Raw genomic sequence first — 18954 nt, 5'->3', positions numbered from 1 at the left:
GGTGGGCTCCTCGTCAGCGGGGGTAGCCGCGCAGGTGCGCGGGGAGCGGGACGGTGCTGCCGGGGTGCGGCAGGGGGGCGCCGTGCACGGTGGTGACCGGGATCAGGCCGGACCAGTGCGGCAGGTCGACGTCCTCCGGGTCGTCGTCGGCGCCGTCCGCGCGGGTCTTGGCCGAGACCTCGTCCAGCTCCAGCCGGATGACGGCGGTGGCCGCGAGCTCCTTGGCGTTGGCCGGGCGGACCTCGGCGGAGCGGCCGGGTATCGCGTGGTCGACCAGGGCCGCCAGCGCGACGTCCAGCTCCTCGGGGTCGGTGACCTGGTGGGCGGTGCCGTGGGCGACGACCGAGCGGAAGTTCACCGAGTGGTTGAACGCGGACTTGGTCAGCACCAGCGCGTCGACCTGGGTGACGGTGACGCAGACCGGCATGCCCTGTTCGCCGGAGGCGGCGCGCAGCGGGCGGCTGCCGGTGGAGCCGTGGACGTAGAGCCGGCTGCCGACCCGGGCGTAGATCGTCGGCAGGACCACGGGGGCGCCGTCGGCGACGAAGCCGAGGTGGCAGATGTAGGCGCTGTCGAGGATGGCGTGGATCGCCTCCTGCTCCCAGGTGGCCCGGTCCTTGTAGCGGGTGGGGGTGGTCCGGGGGGTGCGGGAGTAGCTGGGCGAGCCTTCCGGGTGGTCTGACATGACATCCTCTATGTACTAGTGCATAATTTGGTTTGTGCTAGGAGACTATCCGCTGACCGGGCGACGCGCCAGCGAAATCGCGGCGCACATCGAACAGGGCGTGAGCAGCGGAATGCTCGCCCCCGGAACCGCGCTGCCCCCGCTGCGCGACCTCGCCGCCGAACTCGGCGTCAACCCCAACACCGTCGCCGCCGCCTACCGGCTGCTGCGCGACCGCGGCGTCATCGAGACGGCCGGCCGCAAGGGCAGCCGGATCCTCCCCAGGCCCGCGCTCACCCCCCGCGACCAGATCCGCATCCCCGTCCCCCCGCACGCCCGGGACCTGTCGGCCGGCAATCCCGACCCCGCGCTGCTGCCCGACCTCGGCCCGGCCCTCGCGGCCGCCGCCGAGGCCGCCCGCACCGAGCCGGTGCTGTACGGGCACCCGGCCGTCGACCCCGGGCTGCTCGCGCTCGCCCGCGCCTCCTTCGAGGCCGACGGCCTGCCGGGCGGCCCGATCGCCGTCGCCTCCGGCTCGCTCGACACCATCGAGCGCATCCTCGACGCCCGGCTGCGCCCCGGTGACGCGGTGGCAGTCGAGGACCCCGGCTGGGGCAGCCTGCTCGACCTGCTGCCCGCGATGGGGCTGAAGCAGGTGCCCGTCCGGCTGGACGACGAGGGCCCGCTGCCGGACGCGCTCGCGACGGCGCTGGCCGAGGGCGTCCGGGCGGTGGTGGTCACCGGCCGGGCGCAGAACCCGACCGGTGCGGCGCTCACCGCCCGGCGGGCGGAGGCGCTGAAGGCCGTGCTGGCCGGGCACCCCGAGGTGCTGTTGATCGAGGACGACCACGGGCACGGCATGGTCGACCAGCCGTACCACTCGCTGGTCGGGGCCGGCTGCCGGCACTGGGCGGTGGTGCGTTCGGCGGCCAAGGCGTACGGGCCGGACCTGCGGCTCTCGGTGGCGGTCGGCGACGCGGAGACGATCGGCCGGGTGACCGGCCGGCTGCGGCTGGGCGCGGGCTGGGTCAGCCACCTGCTGCAGCGCACCGTCGCCGAGCTGTGGCGCAGCGACGCGGCGCCGGTCGCGCGGGTGGCGGCCGTCTACCGCACCCGGCGCGACGCGCTGCTGGGCGAACTGGCGGCGCGCGGCATCGAGGCGCACGGCGAGAGCGGGCTGAACGTCTGGGTGCCGGTACCGGACGAGACCTCGGCCCTGGCGGCGCTGGTGCAGCGCGGCTGGGTCGCGGCGCCCGGCGCGCGGTACCGGATCCAGTCGCCGCCCGGGCTGCGGTTCACCACGGCGCGGCTGGAGCCGGCGCAGGCGCGGGAGCTGGCGCAGGACCTGGCGGCGGTGCTGGGCGCGGGCAGGACCGGGTCGCGGCTGGTCTGAACCCGTCGGTAACAAAAGTGGAAACCTGCTGCAGATACCTAGCGGTAACAAGCGCGGCCATGTCATCTTCTTGGCGCCACCGGCCGGAGGCCCCACCCTCACTGACGTGTCTTCCCGTCCCCACACCACGGGAAGACCGAGCCGCAGGAGTTCCGCAGTGCCCGAAAACTGTTCGAGCATCACCAGCAGCACGCCTCGACTCGGCCGACGGCTGCTCACCGCAGCCGTCGCCCTCCCGCTCGCCGTCGCGGGCCTGGCCGTCACCGCACCGGCCCACGCCGCCCCGGCTGCACCGGCGGCCGTGCCCGCCGGGCCCACCGCCAGCGTCACCCTCGGCGACAGCTACATCTCCGGCGAGGCCGGCCGCTGGAAGGGCAACGCGGCCGGCACCAGCGGCAGCCGCAACGGCACCGACCGGGCCTGGACCGGCAGTTCGTACGACCCCTCGCGGGTCTACGGCGCCACCGCCGCGAGCGGCTGCGACCGCTCCGACGTCGCCGAGGTGCTCAGCGCCTCGACCGGCGCCCAGAACGAGATCAACCTGGCCTGCTCCGGCGCCGTCACCGCGAACGTCTTCCGCGCCGCCAACGGCGGCCAGGCATACAAGGGCGAGGCCCCGCAGGCCGACCAGCTCGCCACCGTGGCGCGGCAGAACGACGTCAAGCTGATCACCCTGTCGATCGGCGGCAACGACCTGGGCTTCTCGGACGTCATCTCCACCTGCGTGCAGGACTACCTGGTCTGGTACTCGTACTGCCACGACTCCGCGCAGTCCTCGATCGACTCGAAGATGCCCACGGCGATGGCCGGCGTCGGCAAGGCGATCGACGAGATCCGCGCGGTGATGGCCGACGCGGGCTACACGCAGTCGGACTACCGCCTGGTGCTGCAGTCCTACCCGTCGCCGATCCCGCGCAGCGCCGAGATGCGGTACCCGGAGAGCGGCTGGACCCGCTCCGACACCGGGGGCTGCCCGTTCTGGGACGGGGACGCCGACTGGGCCCGCGACTCGATGGTGCCGCAGATCTCCCGGGCGCTGGCGGGCGTCGCCGCGTCCAAGGGCGCGCAGTTCCTGGACCTGTCGGACATGCTGCAGGGCCGGGAGGTCTGCTCGACGGCCACCAGGCAGCCGACCGCGAGCTCCGGTCCGTCCGCGACCACCAGCGAGTGGGCGCGCTTCGTGGACGGCGGGCTCAACTCCACGCAGGGAGCGCTGCAGGAGTCGATGCACCCCGACTACTACGGCCAGCAGGCGGCCGGGCGCTGCCTGACGCTGGTGTGGGGCCGCCCGAGCGGTGACTACGCGTGCCACAACACGGCCGGGCAGGACGCGAGCGGAATGTACCTGACCGCACGGTGACCGCGTGCTTCGGCGCCCCCGCAGCCTTGGCCGCGGGGGCGCCGAAGTGTCGCAGTGGTCAGCCCTTGGCGAGTAGGGACTGGGCGTGCGCCCGGACCTGATCCTTCGTCAGATAGGCGTCGGTGTACTCGAAGTCGCGCAGCCGGGCGGGCTGGCGGGCGAGGAAGCCGGTGCGGACGAAGTCGTCCCCGGCGGTCGCGTTGAGCAGCCAGTTGGCGCCCACCCGGAACTTGGCGACGTTGGTGCGCATCGCCATCAGGTGGTAGCCGCGCGCCACCAGCTGGGCGGGCAGCCCGCGCATCTCCACGCCGACCGGCTTGGACACCGCGTCCTTGCCCCCGAGGTCGACCACCAGGCCCAAGTCCTTGTGGTAGTAGGGCTCCAGGGGCTGGTGGCGGAGCGAGGCGATCACGTTGTCCGCCACCGCGCGGCCCTGCCGGGCGGAGTGCTGGGCGGTCGGAGGGCAGACCGCGCCGTCACCCTTGGCGAGGTCGGGAACGGCGGCGGCGTCGCCGAGTGCGAACACCCCCTCGAACTGCGGCACCCGCATCTCCGCCGTCACCGCGAGCCGGCCGCGGACCGTCTCGGCGTCCAGGGTGCCGATCAGCGGGCTCGCGGCCACACCGGCGGTCCAGATCAGCGTGCGGCAGGGGAGCACCCGGCCGTCCGTGAACTTGACCGACTCGGCACCGACTTCGGCCACCGAGACGCCCAGCGACACCTCGATGCCGCGCTCCCGCAGCACCTCCAGGGCGGCCTCGCCGAGCGGGTCGCCGAGCTCCGGCATCAGCTTCGGGGCGATGTCAATCAGGTGCCACTTGATCTGCCGCGCGTCCAGGCGCGGGTAGCGGTGCGTGGCGGCGGTCGTCAGCCGCTGCAGGCAGGCGGCCGTCTCGGTGCCCGCGTAGCCGCCGCCGACCACCACGAACTGGAGCCGGGACTCGCGCTCCCGCTGGTCCAGGGTGGCCGAGGCGAGGTCGAGTTGGGCGATCACGTGGTCGCGGACGTAGGCCGCCTCGGCGAGCGTCTTCATGCCGCGGGCGTAGTCGGTGAGGCCCGGGATGTCGAAGGTGCGGGTGACGCTGCCGGGGGCGAGCACCAGGGCGTCGTACTTCAGCGCGACCACCTCGTCGGTGATCTTCCGGACGACGCACACCTTGGAGGCCGGATCCACGCCGATCGCGCCGCCGGGGACGATGTGGGTGCGGCGCAGCGAGCGGCGCAGCGAGACGGCCACGGACTGCGGGGTGAGGACGCCGGCGGCGACGTGGGGGAGGAGGGGCAGGTAGAGCTGGTAACTGAACGGCGTGACCAGCGAGATCTCGGCCTCCGAGGGCGAGAGCTTGCGTTCGAGGCGCCGGGCGCACTCCAGGCCGGCGAAGCCACCGCCCACGATCAGGATCCGAGGTCGTTCCATCGCTCATCCCTTTGCCGTGAAGGTCCCGATTACTGTCCGCCACACTCGCACGGAGCAGCGGGGGCTGCCACTGGGGCGGGGCGGATGGGGACGGTGGTGCCTGTGATGCCTGTGATGCCTGTGGTGCCTGAGGTGCCGAGGTGCCGGGGCCGTGCGGCGGTGGGGCAGTGGGGAGATGAGGGGTGACGGCACCGATAGGCTAGGGACCGTGCTACCCGAGGTGACGGCGATCCGGTACGTGACGCCACTGCGAGAAGGCGGCTCGATGCCGGGCCTGGTCGAGGCCGACGATCGGCGGCTCTACGCGCTGAAATGGGTCGGCGCGGCGCAGGGGCGCAAGGCGCTGGTGGCGGAGGTGCTGGCCGGGGAACTGGGCCGGCGGCTCGGGCTGCCGGTGCCGGAGCTGGTGACCGTCGACCTGGACCCGGTGCTCGCGCGCAGCGAGCCGGACCACCAGATCCAGGACCAGATGCGGGCCAGCGGCGGGACCAACCTCGGGATGGCCTTCGTCAGCGGGGCGCTCAACTTCGACCCGCTCTGCTTCGAGGTGGACCCCGAACTCGCGGGCCAGGTGCTCTGGTTCGACGCGCTGATCGGCAACGTCGACCGGTCCTGGCGCAACCCCAACCTGCTGGTGGCGACCGGCGGGCTGCGGCTGATCGACCACGGCGCGAGCCTGATCTTCCACCACAACTGGTCCGGCGCCACCGGCTGGATCCGCCGCCCGTACGACGCCTCCGACCATGCGCTGCTGGCCGCCCGGCCGGACCTGGCGGCGGCGGACAAGGCGCTCGCGCCGCTCGCCGAGGCGGCGATCGAGGACGCGGTGGCGCAGATCCCCGAGGTCTGGCTGCTGGACGAGTCCGGCTTCGACTCGCCCGACGAGGTGCGCGCCGCGTACTGTGCCCAGCTGACCGAGCGACTGGCCGGTCCGCGTGACTGGCTGCCGGAGGTGCCCGCATGACCGAGCCGTCGACGCCCGCGCTGCCGGCCATCGTCGAGTTGCACGACTACGAGTACGCCGTGATCCGCGCGGTGCCGAGGGTCGAGCGCGGCGAGTGCGTCAACGTCGGGGTGCTGCTGTACTGCCGGCAGAGTTCGCACCTGGCGGCGCGGACGCACCTGGACCAGGCGCGGCTGCTGGCGCTGGACCCGGTGGTGGACGTGCACGGGGTGCGGCGGGCGCTGCACGGGATCGAGGCGGTCTGCCAGGGCGGCCCGCAGGCCGGTCCGGCGGCGGGGGACAGCCCCGGGCAGCGGTTCCGCTGGCTGACCGCGCCGCGCAGCGCGGTCGTCCAGCCCGGGCCGGTGCACACCGGGCTGACCGCGGACCCGGAGGCGGAGCTGCGGCGGCTGTTCGACCAGCTGGTGCTCTAGCGCATCGGACTGTGAGGCGGCTCGCCGACGGTTGCCCCGGTCAAAGCTTGAGTTGCTGAAGCACCTGGTCGTACCCTGGCCCCATGGGTTCGACAGCGACGACGACCGTACCGACCAACGCCGAGCTGATGGAGGCGTTGGCCGCCGTCGGCGCCGCGTACTTCCAGGACTTCGCGGCGGCCGCGGCCCGACACGGGCTCTCCTCCTCGCAGGCCAAGGCGCTGGGCGCGGTGCAGGAGCCGGTGCCGATGCGCGCGCTGGCCGGCCGGCTGGGCTGCGACGCGTCGAACGTCACCGGGATCGTGGACCGGCTGGAGTCGCTGGGCCTGGCCAACCGCGCGGCGGCGGCCGGGGACCGCCGGGTGAAGATCGTGGTGATCACGGCCGAGGGCCGGGAGATCCTCAACCACATCCGCGGCGAGATGGCCCGCACCCACCAGGCCTTCGGGGCGATGACCGACGAGCAGCGGATCTCCCTGCACTCGATCTGCGGACAGGTCCTGCCGGTGCTGACCGGCCGACCGGGCGGCGCCCAGTAGCGGGCCCGCCCCATCCGCCGACGTCCGGCGTGACCTCGGCTGTTACTCTTGCGAAGCGTGAGCGCGAAGCCCCAGATCCCCAATGTCCTGGCCTCCCGGTACGCCTCGGCGACCCTGGCCCAGCTGTGGTCCCCCGAGCACAAGGTGGTCCTCGAGCGCCACCTGTGGCTCGCCGTCCTGAAGGCCCAGCAGGACCTCGGCGTCGAGGTGCCGGCGAACGCCGTCGCCGACTACGAGCGGGTGATCGACCAGGTCGACCTCGGCTCGATCGCCGCCCGCGAGCGGGTCACCCGCCATGACGTGAAGGCCCGGATCGAGGAGTTCAGCGAGCTCGCCGGCCACGAGCAGATCCACAAGGGGATGACTTCCCGGGACCTGACCGAGAACGTCGAGCAGCTGCAGATCCGCCAGTCGCTGGAGCACGTGCGGGACCGCACGGTCGCCGTGCTGGTGCGCCTGGCCACGCTGGCCGCCCAGCACTCCGAGCTGGTCATGGCCGGCCGCTCGCACAACGTCGCCGCGCAGGCCACCACCCTCGGCAAGCGCTTCGCGTCGATCGCCGACGAGCTGCTGGTCGCCTTCCGCCGCCTGGAGGAGCTGATCGCCCGCTACCCGCTGCGCGGGATCAAGGGCCCGGTCGGCACCGCCCAGGACATGCTGGACCTGCTCGGCGGCGACACCGCGAAGCTCGCCGAGCTGGAGCAGCGGGTCGCCGGGCACCTCGGCTTCGAGAACGTGCTGACCAGCGTCGGCCAGGTCTACCCGCGCTCGCTGGACTTCGAGGTGCTCACCGCCCTCGTCCAGCTGGCCGCCGCGCCGTCCAGCCTGGCCAAGACCATCCGCCTGATGGCCGGCCACGAGCTGGTCACGGAGGGCTTCAAGGAGGGCCAGGTCGGCTCCTCCGCGATGCCGCACAAGATGAACACCCGCTCCTGCGAGCGCGTCAACGGCCTGGCCGTCATCCTGCGCGGCTACGCCTCGATGACCGGCGAGCTGGCCGGCGACCAGTGGAACGAGGGCGACGTCTCCTGCTCGGTGGTGCGCCGGGTCGCGCTGCCGGACGCCTTCTTCGCCTTCGACGGCCTGCTGGAGACCTTCCTGACCGTCCTCGACGAGTTCGGCGCCTTCCCCGCCGTGGTCGAGGCCGAGCTGGACCGCTACCTGCCGTTCCTCGCCACCACCAAGGTGCTGATGGGCGCGGTGCGGGCCGGCGTCGGCCGGGAGACCGGGCACGAGGTGATCAAGGAGCACGCCGTCGCCTCCGCGCTGGCGATGCGCGCCGGCGCCCGGGAGAACGAGCTGCTGGACCGCCTGGCCGAGGACGAGCGGATCCCGCTGGACCGGGCCGCGCTCGACGCGCTGCTGGCCGACCGGCTCTCCTTCACCGGCGCGGCCGGCGCCCAGGTCGCCGAGGTGGTCCGCCGGGTGGAGGCCGTCGCGGCCGCCTACCCGGAGGCCGCCAAGTACGCGCCCGGCGACATTCTCTGACGTCGAGTCAGTTCCCGGGCGACTTCCCGGGCGAGGGCCCCGCTGCCGGACCGGTGGCGGGGCCCTCGTGCGCGTGGACGTGGCCGGGGTCGAGCGGCGGGGTGGTGCCGCAGTTCCACTCGCAGTCCGGCTCGGCGACCGGGTGGTCCGCCGGGGCGAGGACGTTGCCCCGGACGGTGGCGAAGGCGATCAGCCCGCCGCCCGCCAGCAGGCCCGCGCAGATCAGCATCGCGGTGTGGAAGGCGGAGTCGACGGCGGACGGCACCCGGTAGGCGTCGCCGCTCAGCCCGGCCAGCGCCGGGAGAGCCGCCACCGCGAGCAGGCCGGCCGCCCGGGCGGCGGCGTTGTTGACCCCGCTGGCGATGCCCGCGTGCCGGACCTCGACGGCGGCCAGCACGGTGGCTGTCAACGGCGCGACCAGCAGCGTCATGCCGAAGCCCATCACCGTGACGGCGGGCAGCACGTCCGCCCAGTACGAGGAGTGCGGGCCGGTGCGCAGCATCAGCAGTACCCCGGCGGCGCACAGCAGCGGGCCGACGGTGAGCGGGATGCGCGGGCCGATCCGCTTGCCGAGCCGACCCGCGCGGGCCGACAGCGCCAGCATCAGCACCGTGATCGGCACCAGTGCGAAACCCGAGACCAGCGGCGAGAAGCCGGCGACGATCTGCAACTGCACCACCAGCAGGAAGAAGACGCCGCTGAACGCCGCGTACACGCACAGCGTGACCAGGTTCACGGCGGTGAACAGCCGGGAGGAGAACAGGCCGAGCGGCAGCATCGGCTCGACCGCGCGCCGTTCGACGACCACGAAGGCGGCGCCGAGCAGGACACCCATCACCCCGCTGACCCACACCGTGGCGGAGACGCCCTCCCCGGCGGCGGTCAGTGCGTAGGTGATCGCGCCGAGGGCGAGCGCGGCGAGCACCGCGCCGGGCGCGTCGAAGCGGCCGGACGCGCTCTCGTCCCGGCTCTCCGGCACGGACCGGGTGGTGACCGCGATCACGGCGGCGGCGAGCGGCAGGTTCAGCAGGAAGATCCAGCGCCAGCCGGGGCCGTCGACCAGCCAGCCGCCGAGGAAGGGGCCGATCGCGGCCGACACCCCGCCGAGGCCGGACCACAGGCCCACCGCGGCCGAGCGGTCGTCAGGGTGGAAGACGGCCTGGAGCATGGCGAGCGAGCCCGGGGTGAGCAGCGCCCCGCCGATGCCCTGCACGGCGCGGGCGGCGATCAGGACCTGGATGTTCGGTGCGGCGGCGCAGGTCGCGGAGGCGACGGCGAACCAGACCACGCCGATCAGGAAGACCCGGCGCCGGCCGTACCGGTCGCCGAGCGCGCCGCCGAGCAGGATCAGGCCCGCCAGCGTGAGCAGATAGGCGTTCAGGGTCCATTGCAGGGACGCCAGGGAGGCACCGAGGTCGGTGCCGATTCGGGGCAGGGCGACGTTCACCACGGTGCCGTCGAGCATCGCCATGCTGGAGCCGAGCACGGTCGCCATTAGTACCCAGCGACCCTGCGCGGTGCCCAGGCGCAGGGTGCCGGCCTCGGAGGTGGACACGGCCCGATCCTGCGCCCCGTGGGGCGTACGTGACAAGGGTCACCGGCGGGTGTGTCGGTCGGATGCGCTGCGTGATGGGCTGGCTGCGCAGTGTTGGGGATGTGGGCGGAGGGTCGTGGATCAGTGGCGCGCGGTGAATGGATTGTGTACGCATCGTGCAGGGGGGCATCCGGAGGGTCACCGCGGGGCGGTAGGTGGTTGTCGATTCAAGAGATCGACATTGCTTCACCCGAACGGATGGGTTTTAGTTCAGCGACCGCCCGGCCAGTCCGGACGGATCCGCCGGGCGGAACGCCGAATCCTGCCGCTGCCCGGTGGTTCGAACTGAACTCTGTACGGCAGGAGCGGGGGACCCACAGGTAAGTCGCCGGACCGGAGTTCGCGCCTCAGGGCGCGGACGACCAGGGCCGGCTAGGGGTGAAGCCGCGCATGCGGCCGGGCAACTCCAGCCCGAACCCGACAGCTCACCTCGCAGGCGTCGGAGAGGAAAGTTCCATGCCTGCACAGGCCCGTCGTATCGTCCTGCCCCGCGCCGCCCGTATCGGCATCGCCACCGCCGTCACCGGCGTCTCGTTCGTCCTTCCGCTCGTGACCGCGGTGAGCGCCCAGGCGCACACCTCCCCGGTTGCCCCGGCCGCCCCGGTTGTGCAGTCCGCCGCCGGCGCCGAGGCCCAGCCGGCCGCCCAGACCGCCGCGCCTGCCGCGCCCACCGCGCCCACCGCGCACGAGAGCTACCGCGTCGTCAGCGGCGACACCCTGTCCAAGATCGCCGACGTCAAGCACGTCGACGGTGGCTGGCAGGCGCTGTTCGAGCAGAACCGCTCGGTCGTCGGCGCCAACCCGAACCTGATCTTCCCGGGCCAGCAGCTCGCGATCGCCGGCCACCCCGCCGCGCCGTCCGCGGACGCCGCCCCGGCGAAGCCGGCCGCTCCCGCCAAGCCGACTGCGCCGGTCACCCAGGCCGCCGCGGCCGCAAAGCCGCAGGCCCAGGTCCAGGTCCAGGTCAAGACCGAAGCCGCCAAGCCGGCCGCCCAGGTGCAGACCCAGGTCCAGACCGCCGCCCCGGCCCAGGCCGTGACGGCCGCTCCGGTCGCCGCCACCTCCGGCTACGTCGCCCCGCTGGCCAACCCGGTGCTGGGTGAGGCCTACGGCGTGGCCGGCTCGATGTGGGCCTCCGGCCACCACACCGGCCAGGACTTCGTCGCCTCCACCGGCACCCCGCTGCGCGCCGTCGCCAACGGTGTCGTGGTCAAGGCCGGCAACGGCGGCGCCTACGGCAACGAGGTCGAGATCAAGCTCGCCGACGGCAAGTACGCGCAGTACGCGCACCTCTCGTCGATCGGTGTGAAGATCGGTCAGACCGTCACCGTCGGCCAGCAGCTCGGCCTCTCCGGCGCCACCGGCAACGTGACCGGCCCGCACCTGCACTTCGAGATCCGCACCGGTCCGGAGTACGGCTCGGACATCGACCCGGTCGCCTACCTGCGCGCGCACGGCGTCGCGCTCTGACCCTTCCGGGGCTTCAGGAACCACCGCTGCTGCGGAGCGAATCGATCCTCCGGGATGGTCATGTCGGGTGACCGCTCGACCGGGTGATCGCCGTACGGCGGACATGGGCGCGGGACACGCCCAGGCCGGCCCGGCTCGTGGGACCAACCTCCCTCACGAGCCGGGCCGGCCACTGCCTTTTCCGGGGTCGGCCAGGGGTGGCTGGGGGTGGTCGGGGGCGGCTGGGGTCGTTCGAGAGCGCGCTCACAGCTGGGGGCGGTCTCGCCGGCGGTGCCGGCGCTCGCGGTGCGCCGGTGGCGGCCGGTGCGGTACGCGCGGATGGGGCGGATCGTGCTGGAGGGCGCCGTCGAGCGGTGAGCCCGTCTCAGCTGCGGTGGACGGGCTGGCCGGAGCGGGCGGCGGACAGCAGGTCGTGCATCCGGTGGCCGAAGTCCTCGGTGTCGCGGGCCGGTTCGGGGAAGACCAGGCGGACGTCGCGGTGGCCCTCCGGGTGGTCCAGGCGCAGCACCAGGCCGTGGCGGTCCAGGGCGAGCGGGCGGACGTCCGGGGTGCGGGCGAGGAGCGCCGGGTCGAGCAGGCGGGTGAGGACGTCGAGCGCGTCGGCGTGGTCGTCGGCGAGGTGGGTGAGCAGCGCCGCCTCGTGGCGGGCCAGCGGGTCGGGGGCGGCGAGGGCGAGGTCGTCGGCGGTGATCGCGCCGGTGCCGTACGGGGTGGCGAGGACGGCGTGGGCGACGTCCACGCGCAGGTGGACGCTGAGGCCGTCGTCGGCGAGGTGGGCCAGGTGCAGCCGCCCGGCCAGGGTGAGGCGGGCGCGGACCCGGTCGCGGACGGCGACCGGGGAGACGTCGGTGACGTCGAGGACGACGGCGAGGCCGTCGGTGGCGTGGGCGGCGGCCGCGGTGAGCGGGGCGTCCAGTGGGGCGCGCAGCCGCAGGCGGGAGCCGTGGACGGAGACCGGGGTGTCCAGGGCGTGGGGTTCGCCCAGGGCGCGGACGGTGAGCGAGGAGGTCGCGCCGAGCAGGCTGTGGATCCGTTCGGCGGTGGTGGGCTCGGGGACCTCGGTGTCGCCGGTGGGCAGGCTCATGGACGGACCTCCAGTAAGTTAGGTGAGCCTAACCTAATGTCCGTGCCGGGGTGTGGCAAGCAGGCGTCCGTGCACGGTGGGGGCCCGGACGCGGGGAGGTGTCCGGGCCCCCGGTGGGCGGGTCGGAGGGGGCGTCAGGCCACGACGGCCTGGGCGTCGATCTCGACCAGCATCGGCTCCTGCGGGAGCTCGACGAAGACGGTGGTGCGGCAGGGCTTCACCCCGCCGGGCTTGATGTTCTCGCCGATGAACTCGGCGTAGACCTCGTTCATCAACGGGAAATCGGCGCGCTTGGTGAGGTAGACGCGGAACATCACCACGTCCTCGATGGTGGCGCCGCCGGCCTCCACGATGGCCTTGACGTTCTCCAGGGTGCGCCGGGTCTGCGCCTTCACATCGCCGCGGTGCAGGTACTCGCCGGTCGCCGGGTCCTGCGGGCCCTGGCCGGACACCTGCAGGATCGGGCCCTTGCGGACGCCCTGGGAGAACGTCCAGGCCGGGGCGGGGGCGCCGTCGGTGCGGATCTCGGTCTTGTCGGAGGACATGGGGTGCGGGATTCCTTACGGTCGGTGGCAGGGCGTCAGTTGTGGTCGGGGCGGCCGCAGTCGGCCGAGACGGCGCGGGCGGCGGCGAGCAGCTGGGGGAGGAGGTCCAGCACCTGCTCGTACGGGAGGACGACGTCCGGGACGGAGATCGAGGCGGCGGCGACCACCCGGCCGCTGGCGTCCCGGATCGGCGCGGCCACGCAGTTGATGAAGGCCTCGTGCTCGGCGTGGTCCTGCGCCCAGCCCTGGGCCGCGACCTTCTCCAACTCCCCGAGCAGCGCCTCCGGCGTGGTGAGGGTGCGCTCGGTGTGCGGGGTGAAGTCGATCCCGGCCACCACCCGGCGCCGCTCCGGCAGCGGGAGGTCGGCCAGCAGCACCTTGGCGACGGCGGCGCTGTGCAGGGCGGCGCGCAGGCCGATCCGGGAGTACATCCGCACCGGGTGGCGGGAGTCGAACTTGTCGATGTACACCACCTCGCCACCCTCGTACGCGGCCAGGTGCACGGTCTGGCCGGTGGCGGCGTTCAGCTCGGCCAGGTGCGGGGCGGCGATCCGGCGGATGCCGCGCTGTTCCAGGGCCAGGCCGGACAGGGCGAAGAGGCCGGCGCCCAGGTGGTAGCGGTAGGCCGCGTCGCGGTAGACGAACCGTTCCTCTTCGAGGCTCTGGAGGAGACGGAGCACGGTCGTCTTGTGAACACCGAGCACCTCGGCGAGCTGGTCGAGGGAGCGCTCGCCCTCGCCGAGCTCGGCGAGGATGCGCAGGGCGCGGGTGACGGTCTGGCTCATCGTGCTCCGCTTCCAGGGCTGGGATTTCCGCTCATTGTGCCCGGGCCCCGGTGGGCGGTCGTCCGGGCGGTAGGGCGCTGGAGCTCGGTGGCCAGGGCCGGCCCGGCGATGCCGTCCGCGGTGACCCTGGTGGCCGCCCAGTGCGCGGGGGAGGCGTCGAGCAGCGCGGTCACCACGGCGGCGGGCGGCAGTTCGGCCTGGTCGCCGTGGGCGGTCAGCGCGCAGGCGGCGCTCAGGTGGCCGAGCCGCAGCCGACGGCGCTGGTCCAGGCCCCGGACAGTGCCGGCCAGGTAGCCGGCCGCGAAGGCGTCGCCCGCCCCGGTGGCCTCCACCACCTCGACGGCGAGGGCCGGCTCGGTGACCGCCGTACCGTCCCGCTCCAGGGCGGTGACGTGCCGGGCGGCGTCCTTGACCACCAGGGTGGCGGGCGAGGGGAAGCGCCGGCGCAGGGCGGCCGGGTCGTCGGTGCCGAAGGCGGCCTGCGCCTCGTCGGCGCCGAGCAGCAGCAGATCGGCGGCGTCCAGCAGCGGCGGCAGCACGGCCGGGTCGCGGTCGCGCCAGAGCGAGGGGCGCCAGTTGAGGTCGAAGCTGACCAGCCGGCCCGGACGGCGGTCGGCGAGCAGGGCGCGCAGCAGCGCCAGGCAGTCGTCGGAGAGCGCGGCGGTGATGCCTGACAGGTGCAGCAGCCGGGCGCCGGACAGCAACGCGGCGGCCGCCGGATCGGCGAGCACGGTGGGGGAGAGTGCGGCGGCCGCGGAGCCGCGCCGGTGGTAGTGCAGCCGGCTGCGGCCGGGGCCGAGGTCGTGGTGGTGGCCGGTGGTGCCGCCGACCTCCTTGAGGTAGAGGCCGGTCGGGCGGTGCGGGTCGACCGCGACGGCCGAGACGTCCACGCCGCGGGCGGCGACCTCGGCGAGCAGTCGGCGGCCGAAGCCGTCGTCGCCGACCCGGCTGATCCAGGCGGTGGGCACGCCGAGTGCGGCCAGGGCGCCGGCCACGTTGGACTCGGCGCCGCCGACCGAGAGCCGGAAGCTCTCGACCGACTCCAGCGGGCCGGGGCGGTCCGGTAGCAGGACGGCCATCGACTCGCCCACGCACACGGCCGTCGGGGGAAGGCCGGGGCGGGTCGGGCCCTGGGGGTCCTGTCGCGGCATGTGCTGGGCTCCTGTCTGCGGCCGTTCCGTCGAGAGCGGGCCGACGGCGCCGACCGGCACGTCGATTCCGACCGGCGCGTCGATTCCGACCGTGCGTCGACTCCGTCGTGCGCCGACTCCGCCGGGAGACGGGCGGCGCCCGTCGAGCGCGAGCCGGAGCAGGAGCCGCAGTCGTGGAGTGCGGCCGGTTTCCGTTGACCGTGATCCGGCGCCGATGCTAGAACCGTGCTGGCAACATGTGCAACCCTCGTTGCGCATGTTGCAACATATCGGATGGAGGAAGACCGTGGAGCAGACCTTCGCAACCAGCGGTACCGGCCCGGGCATCGACGCCGGCGCGGTGGCGGCCCTGGCCGACGAACCGCTGGACTGGCGGTTCAAGGCCGCGCCCTCGCCAACTCCCCGCGCCGGGCGGCCGGACGCCGCGCCCCGGGGCCGCACCGTGCGGGAATGGCTGGCCACCGGCCCGACCCTCTCCTCGCTCGGCACCCCGCTGCTCACCCTCGACGGCGCCGCGCTCGACCACAACATCCGCACCATGGCCGACTGGTGCGCCAAAGCGGGCGTGGCGCTCACCCCGCACGGCAAGACCACCATGGCACCGGCGCTCTGGCAGGCGCAGCTCGACGCCGGAAGCCACGGCATCACCCTCGCCAACCTGCCCCAGGTACGGGTCGCCCGGGCCTTCGGGGTGCAGCGGATCCTGCTCGCCAACACCCTGCTCGACCCGGCCGGACTGGCCTGGCTCGCCGACGAACTGGCCGCCGACCCGGGCTTCGCCTTCGTCTCCTGGGTCGACTCCGCCGAGAGCGCGCGACTGATGGACGAGGCACTGCGCGCCGCCGGGGCCGAGCGGCCGGTCGAGGTGCTGATCGAACTCGGCGGCCCCGGCGGCCGGACCGGCGCCCGCGGGCTCGACGCCGCCGTCGAGGTCGCCGCCGCCGTACTGCGCGCCCCCACCCTGCGCCTCGCGGGCGTCGGCGGGTACGAGGGCGCGCTCGCCCACGACGCCTCGACCGAGGGCCTTGCCACCGTGCGCCGCTACCTGCGGGACCTCGGCCGGCTCCACGGTCGGCTCGCGAACGCCTACCCGGACGACGCGCCACCGGTGGTCACGGCCGGCGGCAGTGCCTACTTCGACCTGGTGGTCGAGGAGTTGACGGAGCTGCCGGACGCCCTGGTGGTGCTGCGCTCGGGCGCGTACATCGCCCACGACGACGGCTTCTACCGGGGCATCTCGCCGCTCGCCCGCAACAGCGGCGAAGCGCCGTTCCGCGGTGCGCTGCACGGCTGGGCCCGGGTGATCTCCCGGCCCGAGCCACACCTCGCGCTGCTGGACGCCGGCAAGCGCGACCTGCCCTTCGACGAGGGCCTGCCCGAGCCGCAAGAGGTGCGCGGCGGCGCCCGGTTGACCGGCACGGCGGCCCGGATCACCGCGCTCAACGACCAGCACGCCTTCCTGCGCGACGCGGGCGACCTCGCGCCGATCGGCGCGGTGCTGCGCCTGGGGGTGTCGCACCCGTGCACGGCCTTCGACAAGTGGACGGCGATCCCGGTGCTGGATTCCGCGGACGCGGCCGAGCCGAAGATCACCGGGCTGGTCAGGACGTTCTTCTGATGGCCGGGACGGGCGCGGGCACGGGCGGGGCGAGCGCGGGTGAGACGGGCGCGGGCGGGACGGGAGGTGGCGCGGCCGGGCCGGGGGCGACGGTCTTCCGGGGCGCCACCGTCGTGGACGGCACCGGCGCGGACCGCTACCGGGCCGACGTCCGGATCGCCGACGGCCTGATCACCGACATCGGCGACCGCCTCCACGCCCCCGAGGTGGTGGATGCCGACGGCCTCGTCCTCGCCCCCGGCTTCATCGACATGCACGCCCACTCCGACCTCGCCCTGCTGCTCGAACCCGACCACCCGGCCAAGGTCACCCAGGGCGTCACCTGTGAGGCACTCGGCCAGGACGGCCTGTCCTACGCCCCGGTCGACGACACCACGCTGCCCGGGCTGCGGCGCCAACTCGCGGGCTGGAACGGCGATCCGGCGGACTTCGACTGGGACTGGCGCGACGTCGCCGGCTACCTGGACCGGATCGACCGCACCGGCGTCGCCGTCAACTCCTGCTACCTGGTGCCGCACGGCACGCTGCGGACGCTGGTCATGGGCTGGGCCCACCGTCCGCCCACCCGGGCCGAACTCGACCGAATGCGGCAGGTGTTGGCGAAGAGCCTGCTGGACGGCGCGGTCGGCATGTCCAGCGGCCTCAGCTACACGCCCGGGAGTTACGCCGACACCGCCGAGCTGGTCGAGCTGTGCACCATCGTCGCGGCCTACGGCGGCTTCCACGCTCCGCACCAACGATCGTACGGTGAGGGCGCGTTGGAGGGCTACGCGGAGATGGTGGAGATCTCCCGGCGGAGCGGCTGCGCGCTGCACCTGACCCACGCCACGATGAACTTCGGCGTCAACCGGGGCCGGGCCGGCGAGCTGCTGGAGCTGGTCGACCGGGCGCTCGCCGATGGCGTCGACCTCACCCTGGACAGCTACCCCTACCTGCCCGGTTCCACCACGCTGGCCGCCTTGCTGCCGAGTTGGGCCACCGAGGGCGGCCCGGCGGCGACGCTGGCGAGGCTCGCCGACCCGGCGCAGTGCGCCCGGATCCGCTACGACGTGGAGGAGAAGGGCAGCGACGGCTGCCACGGCGTGGTCGCCGACTGGGCCACGATCCAGATCTCCGGCGTCCGGTCGGCCGCGCTCGCCGGGACGGTCGGCCGGACGGTCGCCCAACTCGCCGACGAGGAACGGCGGACGGGCACGGAGGTGTTCCTCGACCTGCTGCGCCGGGACGAGCTGGCCACCACGATCCTCCAGCACGTCGGGCACGAGGAGAACGTCCGGGCGATCATGCGTCACCGCGTGCACACCGTGGGCAGCGACGGGCTGCTGGTCGGCGCCCGCCCCCACCCGCGAGCCTGGGGCACCTTCCCGCGCTTCCTCGGCCACTACAGCCGGGATTTGGGCGTGCTGACGCTGGAGGGGGCGGTCGCCCGGATGACCGGCAGGCCTGCCGCCCGGCTGGGGCTGGACCGGCGCGGCCGGATCGCCCCCGGGCACCACGCCGACCTGGTGCTCCTCGATCCCGAACGCGTCCGGGACGCCGCCACCTTCGAGCACCCCCGACTGCCCGCCGAGGGCATCGAGCACGTGTACGTCAACGGCATCGCCGTCGTCCGGCAGGGCCGCACCACCGGCGCCCGGCCCGGGCGCGCCCTGCGCCGCACCGACCGAGGAGCCCGAGCCGCATGAACTCCCTCTCCGCCCTGCGGGACGACCGGGTGATCGCGGTGGTCCGCGCGCCGCGGATCCCGGACGCCCCGGCACTGTGCGCGGCGCTCGCCGCAGGCGGCATCAACTGGACCGAATTCACGTACACCACACCGGATGTGACGGGCCATCTGCGCAACGCGTCGCAGGCCGGGTGGCGGGTCGGCGTCGGGACGGTGCTGACCGCCGAGCAGGCCGAGCGGGGGGTCGCGATGGGCGCGTCCTTCCTGGTCACACCCGGCTGCCGGCCCGAGGTGGCGGAGGCGGCGCGGGCCGCCGGGGTGCCGGTGGTGCTCGGGGCGCTCACCCCGACCGAGGTGGCCCGCGCGGTGGACCTCGGTGCCGCGGCCGTCAAGATCTTCCCGGCCCGGGCGTTCGGCCCCGGCTACTTCAAGGACCTGCGCGGCCCGTACCCGGACGTTCCGCTGGTGGCCTCCGGCGGGGTCACCGCGGGCAACGCCGCCGAGTTCCTGGGGCAGGGCGCGCTCGCGGTCTGCGCGGGGACGGACGTAGTGCCGCCGGCGGCGGTCGCGGCGGGGGACTGGGCGGAGATCACCCGGCGGGCCCGGGCGTTCACGGAGGCCTGCGGGGCGTCGTAGGCGTCGCGGTCGATCGGCGTCACGGTCGATCGGCGCCCGGGTCGATCCGCGCCGGGGTCGACCAGCGCCGCGGTCGACCGCCGCCGGGGCGAGGCGGGCTGTCGGGACGGCCGGGATTGGACGAGAATCGGTGGCACCCCGGCTCGGCCCCGGCCGAGTCCGGCCCG

The 18954-nt window shown here is 74.1% G+C and carries 17 protein-coding genes and 1 riboswitch; of the genes, 10 read left to right on the top strand and 7 right to left on the bottom strand.

All coding sequences use genetic code 11. The features are described 5' to 3' along the window. Positions 1–13: 13 nt before the first annotated feature. Positions 14–685 (bottom strand): pyridoxamine 5'-phosphate oxidase family protein, encoded by a 672-nt coding sequence (locus tag AC0B61_RS21890; RefSeq protein ID WP_471742386.1) that lies wholly within the window; start codon positions 683–685, stop codon positions 14–16. A 34-nt stretch (positions 686–719) separates the two neighbouring features. On the opposite strand from AC0B61_RS21890, the gene AC0B61_RS21885 reads away from it, so the two are divergent. Both AC0B61_RS21885 and AC0B61_RS21880 read left to right on the top strand, forming a co-directional pair. Then, complete coding sequence (locus AC0B61_RS21885) at positions 720–2057, top strand: aminotransferase class I/II-fold pyridoxal phosphate-dependent enzyme (RefSeq protein WP_471742385.1); 1338 nt, start codon at positions 720–722, stop codon at positions 2055–2057. 157 nt (positions 2058–2214) lie between these two features. Then, positions 2215–3417: a GDSL-type esterase/lipase family protein gene (locus AC0B61_RS21880; RefSeq protein WP_471742384.1), complete on the top strand. Its 1203-nt coding sequence runs from the start codon at positions 2215–2217 to the stop codon at positions 3415–3417. Positions 3418–3475: 58 nt separating this feature from the next. Here the strand turns inward: AC0B61_RS21880 and AC0B61_RS21875 are convergent, their stop codons facing one another. Continuing rightward, the gene (locus AC0B61_RS21875) at positions 3476–4834 is read right to left on the bottom strand and encodes an NAD(P)/FAD-dependent oxidoreductase (RefSeq protein ID WP_471742383.1); all 1359 of its coding nucleotides are present in this window, start codon (positions 4832–4834) and stop codon (positions 3476–3478) included. A 208-nt stretch (positions 4835–5042) separates the two neighbouring features. On the opposite strand from AC0B61_RS21875, the gene AC0B61_RS21870 reads away from it, so the two are divergent. The 4 genes from AC0B61_RS21870 to purB all read left to right on the top strand — a co-directional run bounded on the left by AC0B61_RS21870 (position 5043) and on the right by purB (position 8238). After that, positions 5043–5798, top strand: coding sequence for a HipA family kinase (locus AC0B61_RS21870; protein WP_471742382.1), 756 nt, complete (start codon positions 5043–5045; stop codon positions 5796–5798). Next, on the top strand, positions 5795–6211 hold the full coding sequence (locus tag AC0B61_RS21865) for a DUF3037 domain-containing protein (protein WP_471742381.1): 417 nt from the start codon (positions 5795–5797) through the stop codon (positions 6209–6211). The genes AC0B61_RS21870 and AC0B61_RS21865 overlap by 4 nt, the downstream gene beginning before the upstream one ends. Positions 6212–6294: 83 nt before the next feature. Further along, positions 6295–6750, top strand: a complete 456-nt coding sequence (locus AC0B61_RS21860) for a MarR family winged helix-turn-helix transcriptional regulator (RefSeq protein WP_471742380.1) — start codon at positions 6295–6297, stop codon at positions 6748–6750. Between the two features lie 57 nt (positions 6751–6807). Next, positions 6808–8238 (top strand): adenylosuccinate lyase, encoded by a 1431-nt coding sequence (gene purB, locus AC0B61_RS21855; RefSeq protein ID WP_471742379.1) that lies wholly within the window; start codon positions 6808–6810, stop codon positions 8236–8238. Between the two features lie 7 nt (positions 8239–8245). On the opposite strand, the gene AC0B61_RS21850 is transcribed toward purB, so the two are convergent. Then, positions 8246–9733: an MFS transporter gene (locus AC0B61_RS21850; RefSeq protein WP_471742414.1), complete on the bottom strand. Its 1488-nt coding sequence runs from the start codon at positions 9731–9733 to the stop codon at positions 8246–8248. A 372-nt stretch (positions 9734–10105) separates the two neighbouring features. Next, a riboswitch (cyclic di-AMP (ydaO/yuaA leader) is annotated at positions 10106–10286 on the top strand. 2 nt (positions 10287–10288) lie between these two features. Here AC0B61_RS21850 and AC0B61_RS21845 point away from each other — a divergent pair. Then, entirely contained in the window at positions 10289–11302 is a 1014-nt protein-coding gene (locus AC0B61_RS21845) for a M23 family metallopeptidase (protein ID WP_471742378.1), read from the top strand. A 364-nt stretch (positions 11303–11666) separates the two neighbouring features. Here AC0B61_RS21845 and AC0B61_RS21840 read toward each other — a convergent pair whose 3' ends face one another. From AC0B61_RS21840 to AC0B61_RS21825, 4 genes are all read right to left on the bottom strand, one after another. Next, on the bottom strand, positions 11667–12386 hold the full coding sequence (locus AC0B61_RS21840) for a DUF2470 domain-containing protein (protein WP_471742377.1): 720 nt from the start codon (positions 12384–12386) through the stop codon (positions 11667–11669). Between the two features lie 134 nt (positions 12387–12520). Continuing rightward, entirely contained in the window at positions 12521–12931 is a 411-nt protein-coding gene (locus AC0B61_RS21835; RefSeq protein WP_471742376.1) for a RidA family protein, read from the bottom strand. A gap of 35 nt (positions 12932–12966) precedes the next feature. Further along, on the bottom strand, positions 12967–13716 hold the full coding sequence (locus AC0B61_RS21830) for an IclR family transcriptional regulator (protein ID WP_471742375.1): 750 nt from the start codon (positions 13714–13716) through the stop codon (positions 12967–12969). Next, positions 13713–14867 carry a sugar kinase gene (locus AC0B61_RS21825; RefSeq protein WP_471742374.1) on the bottom strand — a complete coding sequence of 385 codons (1155 nt, stop codon included), beginning with the start codon at positions 14865–14867 and terminating at the stop codon, positions 13713–13715. The genes AC0B61_RS21830 and AC0B61_RS21825 overlap by 4 nt, the downstream gene beginning before the upstream one ends. A 286-nt stretch (positions 14868–15153) precedes the next feature. Between AC0B61_RS21825 and AC0B61_RS21820 the strand changes: the two genes are divergently transcribed. The 3 genes from AC0B61_RS21820 to AC0B61_RS21810 are packed head-to-tail and all read left to right on the top strand — an operon-like array spanning position 15154 to position 18787. Further along, complete coding sequence (locus AC0B61_RS21820) at positions 15154–16485, top strand: alanine racemase (protein WP_471742373.1); 1332 nt, start codon at positions 15154–15156, stop codon at positions 16483–16485. Next, entirely contained in the window at positions 16485–18170 is a 1686-nt protein-coding gene (locus tag AC0B61_RS21815) for an N-acyl-D-amino-acid deacylase family protein (RefSeq protein WP_471742371.1), read from the top strand. Before AC0B61_RS21820 ends, AC0B61_RS21815 begins: the two co-directional genes overlap by 1 nt. Then, complete coding sequence (locus AC0B61_RS21810; protein WP_471742370.1) at positions 18167–18787, top strand: bifunctional 4-hydroxy-2-oxoglutarate aldolase/2-dehydro-3-deoxy-phosphogluconate aldolase; 621 nt, start codon at positions 18167–18169, stop codon at positions 18785–18787. Before AC0B61_RS21815 ends, AC0B61_RS21810 begins: the two co-directional genes overlap by 4 nt. Positions 18788–18954: the final 167 nt, after the last annotated feature.

The sequence above is a fragment of the Kitasatospora sp. NPDC023385 genome, assembly GCF_055664045.1.
This window is presented reverse-complemented; position numbering and strand designations above follow the sequence as displayed.

Excerpts from the sequence above, each read along its gene's own strand:
- AC0B61_RS21890 (WP_471742386.1), bottom strand. The coding sequence starts at position 685 with ATGTCAGACCACCCGGAAGGCTCGCCCAGCTACTCCCGCACCCCCCGG.
- AC0B61_RS21875 (WP_471742383.1), bottom strand. The coding sequence starts at position 4,834 with ATGGAACGACCTCGGATCCTGATCGTGGGCGGTGGCTTCGCCGGCCTG.
- AC0B61_RS21865 (WP_471742381.1), top strand. The coding sequence starts at position 5,795 with ATGACCGAGCCGTCGACGCCCGCGCTGCCGGCCATCGTCGAGTTGCAC.
- AC0B61_RS21860 (WP_471742380.1), top strand. The coding sequence starts at position 6,295 with ATGGGTTCGACAGCGACGACGACCGTACCGACCAACGCCGAGCTGATG.
- AC0B61_RS21850 (WP_471742414.1), bottom strand. The coding sequence starts at position 9,733 with ATGGCGACCGTGCTCGGCTCCAGCATGGCGATGCTCGACGGCACCGTG.
- AC0B61_RS21845 (WP_471742378.1), top strand. The coding sequence starts at position 10,289 with ATGCCTGCACAGGCCCGTCGTATCGTCCTGCCCCGCGCCGCCCGTATC.
- AC0B61_RS21840 (WP_471742377.1), bottom strand. The coding sequence starts at position 12,386 with ATGAGCCTGCCCACCGGCGACACCGAGGTCCCCGAGCCCACCACCGCC.
- AC0B61_RS21835 (WP_471742376.1), bottom strand. The coding sequence starts at position 12,931 with ATGTCCTCCGACAAGACCGAGATCCGCACCGACGGCGCCCCCGCCCCG.
- AC0B61_RS21830 (WP_471742375.1), bottom strand. The coding sequence starts at position 13,716 with ATGAGCCAGACCGTCACCCGCGCCCTGCGCATCCTCGCCGAGCTCGGC.
- AC0B61_RS21825 (WP_471742374.1), bottom strand. The coding sequence starts at position 14,867 with ATGCCGCGACAGGACCCCCAGGGCCCGACCCGCCCCGGCCTTCCCCCG.
- AC0B61_RS21815 (WP_471742371.1), top strand. The coding sequence starts at position 16,485 with ATGGCCGGGACGGGCGCGGGCACGGGCGGGGCGAGCGCGGGTGAGACG.
- AC0B61_RS21810 (WP_471742370.1), top strand. The coding sequence starts at position 18,167 with ATGAACTCCCTCTCCGCCCTGCGGGACGACCGGGTGATCGCGGTGGTC.